We start from the raw sequence: 9070 nt of genomic DNA, 5'->3' as shown, positions 1-9070 counted from the left end.
TATCTTCATTATATCACCTTTTGAGTGTTCATTTATTTTCAGTTATTATGTGTTTTTCACCTATAATTTACTGTATTAAATGACTCAAAAGGTGTTTTTTTATGTAAATTTATAGTCCAATTTAGGTCTTATCCGGTTTACAATATTCGTTTCTTCTTCCACCAGTAAAGATTAATAAGCCAGCCAATGGTACCCGACTTGTAACATTTTCCCGCAGAGCACAATACTACGTCAACACAGAGGTGGTGGCGGAAGACCCGCCTACGCTAAGAAGCTACGGCGGGAAAATCCTGGACCTCTGCGGGCTGAAGACAGGGGGAAACCTCCCTCGCCTTATCTCTTCAATGATTTGATTTTTAACAATCCTGCACATGCCCTGATATATTGTGATAACTTGCCCTCTCAATTCGTGCTCGTAATCGAAAAACAATCCCGGGTTATCCTACAGAAGCAATCAGATGAAAAACATTCGATACCGATTCCGACCCCGATCTCAGAAACAAATATCGGTGTCTTCAAATAATATGCTCCAATTAGTTAAGTTAACCGGACATTACTATCTTACCTCCAATTGTACTATATTCTATATCATTAAATCTTTATTAACTTTCCCGGTAACATTTCCAGAGGAGATTATATATGTCCAGATCAGTCACATCCATTATCCTTGCAGGGGGACAGGGACGCAGGCTCCACCCTTTGACTCAATCACGTTCTAAACCAGCAGTACCCATCGGGGGAAAATTCCGCCTGATCGATATTCCCATAAGCAACTGCCTGCACCACGGGATCCGCACAATATGGGTTCTTACCCAGTTTGCCTCTGAATCCCTTCACCGTCATATTTTCCAGACTTACAGGCTCGATACATTCGCAGGGGGATTTGTCTCAGTTCTTGCCGCCTCACAGACTGTTGACAGCAAAGGATGGTACCAGGGGACAGCAGATGCAGTCCGGAAAAATATTTCCAATTTCAGAATGACAGGCGAAAATGTGCTGCTTCTCTCCGGGGATCATCTTTACAGGATGGATTTCAACAGATTTCTTGAATTTCACAACGCAAATGACGCCGATATCTCTTTGAGTGTAGTCCCTGTTGAGCGGTCAAAGGTACGGGAGCTTGGAATCATGAAGCTCGATTCCCAGTTCCGGGTTTCTGATTTTGTGGAGAAACCTGTTGATGATGCTGTTGTAGATGAGTTTGTAATTCCAGAGGAACTGCGCACAAAAAAAGAGTTCAGCGGGGCAGGTCCGGAGAAAACTCACGTGGGATCCATGGGGATCTACCTATTCAAAAAGAAAGTGTTGTTTGACATTCTGGGAAAATATGACTATGATGATTTCGGTAAACAGATAATTCCTGCCGCAATCTCCAACTACCGGGTATTTGCCTATCCATTTACAGGATACTGGGAGGACATCGGAACAACAAAGGCCTTTTTTGACGCCCACATCGACATGACCAAACCGGTTCCTCCGTTCAACTTTTATGATCAGCAGAAACCAATCTTTACCCATGCAAGATATCTTCCGGCAGCCAAAATTAACGGTTCCACAATAAATTCCTCCATAGTATGTGAGGGATCGATGATACAGGACGCTACCATTTCCGACAGTGTCATCGGGCTGAGATCCGTGATAAGGCCTGGAAGCAAGCTCTCTAGGGTGATTTTCATGGGTGCTGATTTTTACGAAAAAGAGCGTAATGACGGGCATGGGCTTGGAATAGGCCACAACTGTGTCATCGAGAACGCTATCCTTGACAAAGATGTGCGCATAGGTGATGATGTGCAGTTAGTCAATAGAGAGGGGATAAAGAACGGTGAACGTGACGGAATCGTCATCCGTGATGGAATTATCGTTGTTCCCAAATCAGCACAGATTCCATCCGGGTATATTCTTTAATATACACCGCTTACCTGACAGCCTTTTTTTCAGGGTCGGTGCCGGTATCAGTATCGATACCAGCACCTCATTACCCTAATTTTTAAAGTTCATATTTTTATCTTTCTTTCCAATGCAGGATGTGTGGATAATCCAAATATTGAACTGTGCTATAAAATATCTATCCTTATTACCAATTCCCATACAGATTCCGTCGTAAAGAACGTCAGGATGAGCGATTCGGCTAAACCACTGTTTTAACTGATGCTACTAAAGTTTATATTACTTTTCTGTAGACAACTACATCTCTGGCTGCTCGCGGTGGCAATGTATATATTGAAATTTCCGGAGTAATTTTATTAACAAACTGGAGCCAGCAGCAGTTCCCGAAGTTTTACAGAGTATCCATCAATAACAAAATCTATGGGTAAGGAAAGGAAACAGCTATGAACCAGTATGAAGTAGAAGTGTTTAATACCGTTGGATCTTTTCTGGGAGCTTATGCAGGTAAGGACATCAATACATGCCTCTCCTATATCGCTACAGGGATGCCACTGCTTATAATGGGTACCAATGATGATGAAATCATCACATCCTATGATGAAATCAGGGATGCTTTTGAGGCGGATATTTCTGTGATGGAGAACGTTTCCTGGGGCGAGGTGCGCTACAGCTATGTAAAGGCGGAAAACTCCCTTGGGAGTGTTCTTGTTGAACTTCCTATTAATTTCACAAACCAGGGAACAGAAAGCAGTGTGCTTTTCCGTTATGCTCTCACTCTGGTACGGCAGGGAAATGAATGGAAAATCTGTGCCTTTTTGACTAGTGTTCCCTATGAGAGTGGAGCCGGATCCTGAACAAATTTGTAAATATTTAACATCTTATAAAAAAAGCGGAACCCACAGGGTCCCGCTTTTTTTGTCGAATTTTACTTCTGATTCAGATTACAGCTTCATCAAAGCCTGCATCAGGATAGCGGCGATAAGCGAAAGAATCGCGTAGAATTCAGGGAACGCCGCCAGAATCATGGTGTTTCCGAAAACATTGTGTCCCTGTCCGATAGCCTCGACACCATTGGCACATACTCTGCCCTGGTAGATCCCGGACAGCATACAGGCGATACCTATCGCCAGACCGGCGCCAAGGACAACCGCACCCTGAAAAAGAGACAATTCAGGATTGACCAGGCCATTGTAAAGGAAAAATCCTACGAACCCGTAGAGGCCCTGTGTACCTGGAACAGCAGTAAGAACCATACCGCTTCCAAAAGCTTCAGGTTTCTTCTTGAACATCCCCAGAGTTGCAGAACCCACTATTGATGTTCCAATAGCCGAACCAATTCCAGCAAGTCCGACCATCAAGCCCAGCCCGATCATTGCAATTATATATCCCATCTATGAGCCTCCTTTGATCATGATTATATGTGGGATTATTGAACTGATTTCAGGTTTTTAAAAGGATTGTAAGGCTTTCCCCCGCCTTTAAAACCAAGGCTGCCGTAAAATTCTACAAATGTCAAGCGAAGGGGGTGGACAAAAGATCCTATCATAGAAAGTGCAAGATTTAAAGTATGTCCTAAAATCAGTACCAGAATTGTCGCCACTATCATTGGCGATCCATATTCAACCTGCCCGTCACTCTTGGTTATAAACATGAAAGCGATATAGTTGAAAGCAGACGCAAGAAGTCCGCCTGCAAGCCCCAGAGCAAAAAGACGAAGATATGAGAGAGCATTTCCTATGATCCCACTTACATACTGGTAAAGCTCCCATAAACCAATGAGCGGTCTGAAAAATATCTTCATCTGCAGGTTATTAAACAGCATGAAAAGCGCCAGAGAGATGAAGAAGAGCACTTTCGAAAGCCCCGGAGAGAGTGCAACAAGCAGACTTCCGATCTTGAGCGGTCCAATAACCAGCTGATGCATCTCCAGAAATTGTGCATGCGCCGCAATCATCAAACCTGTAAGAAGCATTCCAAGGGAAGCTATCGGCTGTATAGCACTCTTAAACCCCTCCTGAATCGCACTGTTGATAGCATTAAGCATCATACCAAATAAAAGCTGAACTATTCCTATTACAATCGCAAAGGACATCATCGGAAACTGCTGCCCATGGTCCGTTTCAATCGGACTGAGTGGCGAGAAGGTATTTACACCCCTGGAAAAATAGGCAGATCCTTCGGCAATTCCCTCTCCTCCGAAGATAGTATGTCCAAAGAAACCGTTGAGCAGTATCCCGGCTGTTGCGGTAGAAAGCCCTAAGACAGTAATCAGAAGTGTCAATGGCCTTACTTTTTTTGGCGCCAGAAAAGTACCGATAAGACCAGCGGCAGTCAGGATTAATCCATAACCAAGGTCACCCAGACACAATCCAACAAATATCATAAAGAAAGGAGCAAAAAACGGTGTCGGGTCCAGTTCCCAGTAATCAGGAAATGAATAGATTTTCATGATCGGTTCGAAGAGCCTGGAAAAGGGTCCGTTCTTAACCTTTATGGGTACTGTTTCGCCAGGCTCCGGTTCACTGATTTTATACCAGGCTGAGAATTTTTGCAGGTAGGAATTGGCATCCTTTTCCTTGTCAATCGGGACCCAGCCCTTCATGTGCAGCAGTTTGCCTGATGCATGTCCCTGCATCGAGAGCTGCGCACGCTCGTAATTCAGCAGATTCTGTTTCTCTACCCGGAAAGTCTCAAGGAGATCCAGGCTGGAAACCATCTTCTCCATAGAGCTTTCTATTGATTTGAGACTTGCATTCAGAGACTTGATTTTTTCCTGTATCGCAGAGAGCGAGACGTCGGGAAGACGGATCTCTTCGGCATCGATCTGAAGTGGCTCACCCCGTTCAATAACCACAAAGAAAGCCTGCCCATTTGCACTTGAGATCAACTGTAAAGGAATCTTTGATTTATCAAGACTGTCATACTTCTTCTGAACCATCGAAAAGAAACGGATCTTTATTCCAGCGGGCAGAAGCTTATTTACAGATGCAGGTTCGAAATTTCCCCACGGCTGCAGCATCGCTGCATCTTTTCTCAGGGCAGCTATCTCCTGAGTGATCTTCTCCCTCTTCTCCTCATACTCTTCGAATCTCTTCAGTACCTCAACAGGATCACCATCCCTGGACTGAACAGCAGAGATCTCTTTCGCTTTCTGGATTTTTTTCAGTGATGAGATAACACGCTCACATGTCCTGATCTGACCGGCAAGTTCTGAAACTCTTGGACTTTCCGAGTTTTCAGGCAGTTCCTCGATATGCACCACTCCCAGGGAGCGCAGTGAATCCAGAAACTGTTCCCGTTCTTTATAGTAGAGCAGAAGCTCGAGACGTTTCATTTTTACTATCATTTTACAGCCTCCGCCTCGGCAATCTTGGCCTTGAGAATCTTTTGTGAAGATTTTGACAAATTCTCTTCATCCTCGAGAAAACGTTTAATTCTCCTTATCGCATCCCTGTACTCCGGGATCTGTACCTTCTCGTAAAGGTTAACCTTCTGAGTAGTTTTCTTACGGGCAAATTCGAGAATATCCACTTTTTTCCTGGCAAGATCCAGCGATATTTTGAGGCTTGCAAGGTTCTTGAGAATCTCGATCCCGGATGGGACCCAGGCAGGAAGAGAAAAGGCGCTGTAGCGCTGAAGATCGAATTTCACTTCACGTAGAACCGGAGTCTTTACACCGGCGATCTTTTTAAAATCTGTATCGACACGCGATACTTTTATGATCCCTGCCGGTATCTCTTTCCACAAGCGGTGAGTGCTTGAATGAGCATTGTACTGCTCCTGGAGCTCCCGCTCTATCACCATCACCTGTTCTTTGGCTTTTTTCACTTCCAGCCGCAGCGCTGATTCCTTGGCAACAAGGGTGGGAAGAGCGTTCTCACGCACCTTGAGCCCCTTGTTAAGCTGCTGGAGATATGTCTTGTTATATTGAAAGTTAAGAGCCATCAGTTACCTCTGTACTACTATGATTCTGTCACCACCCATTTTGACATCCGGCAAACCTCCGGATATTATTCTGCACCAACCCAGTGCTTTTCCATCAATTCCTGCTTAATACCTACTTCGTCCTTTGTGAAATATTTACCGAAGAGAGCCCATGCCGAATCAAGCATCGAATCAACCTCAACATTGATATCGATAGCCAGGAGCTGACGGGAGTACTCCCGTGCAAAATCCAGGGTACGGCGGTCGTATTCGGTAAGGTCGAACCCGTTCTCAAGCTTTGTTCTGGCATTGGCCGCATCAGCATAAAGACGGATTGCGGTGTTCATGACCTGAGGATGATCCGCACGGGTCTTCTTACCGATAACAAGCTGTTTCAGACGGGATAAGCTTCGGAACGGATCAACGATAACTTTCGCGATGTCGGTATCACGACGCAGGTAAAGCTGTCCCTCGGTGATATATCCTGTGTTATCAGGGATAGCATGGGTGATGTCACCTCCTGACAGGGTGGTAACAGCGATAATAGTTATCGAACCGCCATCAGGGAACTGCGCCGCCTTTTCGTAAATCTTTGCAAGATCACTGTAGAGTGATCCGGGCATACTGTCTTTAGATGGAATCTGATCCATACGGTTTGACACGATAGAGAGAGCATCAGCGTAAAGTGTCATGTCTGTCAGCAGACAGAGGACCTTGGCCTTGTGTTCCACAGCGAAATACTCTGCTGCGGTGAGAGCCATATCCGGCACCAGAAGACGTTCCACAGGGGGGTTGTCGGTGGTGTTAACAAAGGCGATAATCCTGTCAAGTGCCCCCGCATTGTCAAACAGGGTCTTGTAATAGAGATAATCGTCATTGCTCATTCCCATACCGCCAAGAATGATCACGTCGGCCTTTGCTCTGAGAGCCACTGTGGCCATAACCTGATTGAAGGGCTGGTCGGGATCTGCAAAGAACGGTATCTTCTGACCGGTAACCAGTGTGTTGTTAAGATCGATACCCGCGATTCCGGTTGCGATCAGTTCAGAGGGCTGTCTACGGCGAACCGGGTTGACCGACGGTCCTCCGATTTCCACCTCTTTACCCTCGATATCCGGTCCCCCATCGATAGGCTGACCGTAGGCATTGAAAAAACGCCCCTTGAGCTCGTTTGAAACTTTCAGTGTAGGGGGCTTTCCGAGAAACACCACTTCCGCATCAGTTGCCACACCCTGGGTACCTGGAAATATCTGCATGGTGATTTTCTTTCCGGCAATTTTCACGACTTGTGCCGGACGGCCATCCACCAGTGCCATCTCCTCATTGGAAACACCCTCGGCCTCAACTGTGCAGGTGGCCTTGGTCACATTTTCGATATGAGTATAGATCTTCTGAAATGCTTTGGTCTTCATTCTGTTTCTCCTCTCAGCCCGCCGCCTGTGTTTCAAGTTCACTTACTTTTCTCTCTTCAAGCGTCGCGTTGAGCTGCTCTTCCAGACTGGTGAATTTTTCGCTCTTGAATTCCTGATAATTCATCTGCTTTAAAATGTTGATGATTTTCTTGAAATAGGCGCCAATCTCCTCAAAACCGTCAAACCGGAAATCGCTGTTGCATATTTCAAGAATTTTGTTTACCATGTACTGCTGTCGTTTCATCGGTGTGGATGAATCAATCTTGTCAAAAGCATCCTGCTGAAGAATAACAAAGTCGATAATTTCCGATTTGTTGAAAGTGATATGATACTCCAGCGGAACCCCGTCATCACCAAGGATGTTTATCTGGTCACGAGTCTCTTTACCGCGCAGGAGTATGTCCTTCAACTGCATAACCTTGTCAACCCAGCCGGATTCCATTGTTTTGTCAAGGTGCTCGATTACCTCGGGATACTCCAGATACTTTGAATAACTGTCGATCGGATCGACAGCAGGATACCGTTTGCTGTCGGCGCGGCTCTGGGAGAGCGCATAGAAACAGCGTGCTGCCTTTTTGGTAGATTCTGTTACCGGCTCCTTCAGGTTACCGCCCGCAGGGCTGACAGTACCGATAAAGGTGATTGAACCGGTCTGGCCGTTGTTCAGGCTGACAAAGCCGGCTCTTGAATAGAAGTTTGCCACAATCGCAGAAAGATCCATCGGGAAAGCATCAGGACCCGGGAGCTCTTCCATGCGGTTTGACATCTCACGAAGCGCCTGCGCCCAGCGGGAAGTCGAATCGGCAAGGAGAAGAACCTTAAGCCCCATGGTACGGTAGTATTCAGCGATTGTCATACCTGTGTAAACGCTGGCCTCACGGGCAGCAACCGGCATGTTCGAGGTATTACAAATAATAATTGTACGCTCGATGAGTTTTCGTCCTGTGCGGGGATCGTCAAGTTCAGGGAATTCTGTAAAGATTTCCACCACCTCGTTTGCGCGCTCACCGCAGGCGACAACTATGATCAGGTCAGCCTCGGCGTATTTGGAAAGCGCGTGCTGAAGAACTGTCTTTCCGCAGCCGAAAGGCCCGGGAATAAAACCTGTACCGCCTTCTACTATGGGATTGAGGGTATCGATTGTACGCTGGCCCGTTTCCATGATTTTAAACGGACGAGGCTTATTCTTGTAGCACTTGACTTCCAATTTGACAGGCCATTTCATGGCCATTGTAAGCTCACGCTCATTGCCGTCGGAATCAACCACAACAGCGATAGTGTCCAAAACCGTATAGTCACCCTCAGAAACGACGGTTTTTACAGTGCCGGTCCCCTGATAATTGAAAGGCACCATGATCTTGTGATCGATCCACCCCTCCTTGACACTCCCCAGCCAGTCACCGGCTGAAACAGAGTCTCCCACTTTGATAAGGGGTTTGAAATGCCACTTCTTTTCATTATCGAGAGATGGGGTGTACTCGCCTCTTTTAAGGAACACCCCATCCATTGTATCGAGATCGTTCTGCAGGCCGTCATAGTTCCTGGAGAGCATCCCGGGACCCAGTGTAACCTCCAGCATGTTTCCGGTAAACTCCGCATCACAGCCCACATATAAGCCGCGTGTGCTTTCAAACACCTGCACGTATGCGTTCTTACCTGTAATTTTAATCACCTCGGCCATCAGCTTGGTGCCTTTAAGATCAATGTAACAGATCTCATTTTGAGCAACCGGCCCGTCGACCTCTATCGTGACCAGGTTAGCGACAATGCCGACCACTTTTCCCTTGGTGCTCATCGGTTTCCTCCGTTTAAAACAACATCTATACTTTTCAAATTTATCACTCTAC

The 9070-nt window shown here is 46.2% G+C and carries 7 protein-coding genes; 2 read left to right on the top strand and 5 right to left on the bottom strand.

The window, feature by feature from the left end; translation table 11 throughout:
- The first annotated feature begins 639 nt into the window (after positions 1–639).
- Together GX089_08130 and GX089_08125 are read left to right on the top strand one after the other, a co-directional pair.
- Positions 640–1905, top strand: a complete 1266-nt coding sequence (locus GX089_08130; GenBank protein ID NLP02446.1) for a glucose-1-phosphate adenylyltransferase — start codon at positions 640–642, stop codon at positions 1903–1905.
- A gap of 425 nt (positions 1906–2330) precedes the next feature.
- Positions 2331–2741: a nuclear transport factor 2 family protein gene (locus tag GX089_08125; GenBank protein NLP02445.1), complete on the top strand. Its 411-nt coding sequence runs from the start codon at positions 2331–2333 to the stop codon at positions 2739–2741.
- An 87-nt stretch (positions 2742–2828) separates the two neighbouring features.
- On the opposite strand, the gene GX089_08120 is transcribed toward GX089_08125, so the two are convergent.
- The 5 genes from GX089_08120 to GX089_08100 form a co-directional block, all read right to left on the bottom strand.
- Entirely contained in the window at positions 2829–3278 is a 450-nt protein-coding gene (locus tag GX089_08120) for an ATPase (protein NLP02444.1), read from the bottom strand.
- A gap of 35 nt (positions 3279–3313) precedes the next feature.
- On the bottom strand, positions 3314–5233 hold the full coding sequence (locus GX089_08115; protein ID NLP02443.1) for a hypothetical protein: 1920 nt from the start codon (positions 5231–5233) through the stop codon (positions 3314–3316).
- A complete protein-coding gene (locus tag GX089_08110; GenBank protein NLP02442.1) occupies positions 5230–5832 on the bottom strand; it encodes a V-type ATP synthase subunit D in 603 nt (200 codons plus the stop codon). Before GX089_08110 ends, GX089_08115 begins: the two co-directional genes overlap by 4 nt.
- A 65-nt stretch (positions 5833–5897) precedes the next feature.
- Positions 5898–7223 (bottom strand): V-type ATP synthase subunit B, encoded by a 1326-nt coding sequence (locus GX089_08105; GenBank protein NLP02441.1) that lies wholly within the window; start codon positions 7221–7223, stop codon positions 5898–5900.
- Positions 7224–7236: 13 nt separating this feature from the next.
- Entirely contained in the window at positions 7237–9018 is a 1782-nt protein-coding gene (locus GX089_08100; protein NLP02440.1) for a V-type ATP synthase subunit A, read from the bottom strand.
- Positions 9019–9070 lie beyond the last annotated feature (52 nt).

Source organism: Fibrobacter sp., assembly GCA_012523595.1.
GTDB lineage: Bacteria > Fibrobacterota > Chitinivibrionia > Chitinivibrionales > Chitinispirillaceae > JAAYIG01.
The sequence above is the reverse complement of the archived record's forward strand: the minus strand, read 5'-3'. Positions and strand labels throughout refer to the sequence as shown.

Bases quoted from the DNA above. Each gene is read 5' to 3' on its own strand.
- GX089_08120 (NLP02444.1), bottom strand. From the start codon at position 3,278: ATGGGATATATAATTGCAATGATCGGGCTGGGCTTGATGGTCGGACTT.
- GX089_08115 (NLP02443.1), bottom strand. From the start codon at position 5,233: ATGATAGTAAAAATGAAACGTCTCGAGCTTCTGCTCTACTATAAAGAA.
- GX089_08100 (NLP02440.1), bottom strand. From the start codon at position 9,018: ATGAGCACCAAGGGAAAAGTGGTCGGCATTGTCGCTAACCTGGTCACG.
- GX089_08110 (NLP02442.1), bottom strand. From the start codon at position 5,832: ATGGCTCTTAACTTTCAATATAACAAGACATATCTCCAGCAGCTTAAC.
- GX089_08130 (NLP02446.1), top strand. From the start codon at position 640: ATGTCCAGATCAGTCACATCCATTATCCTTGCAGGGGGACAGGGACGC.
- GX089_08105 (NLP02441.1), bottom strand. From the start codon at position 7,223: ATGAAGACCAAAGCATTTCAGAAGATCTATACTCATATCGAAAATGTG.
- GX089_08125 (NLP02445.1), top strand. From the start codon at position 2,331: ATGAACCAGTATGAAGTAGAAGTGTTTAATACCGTTGGATCTTTTCTG.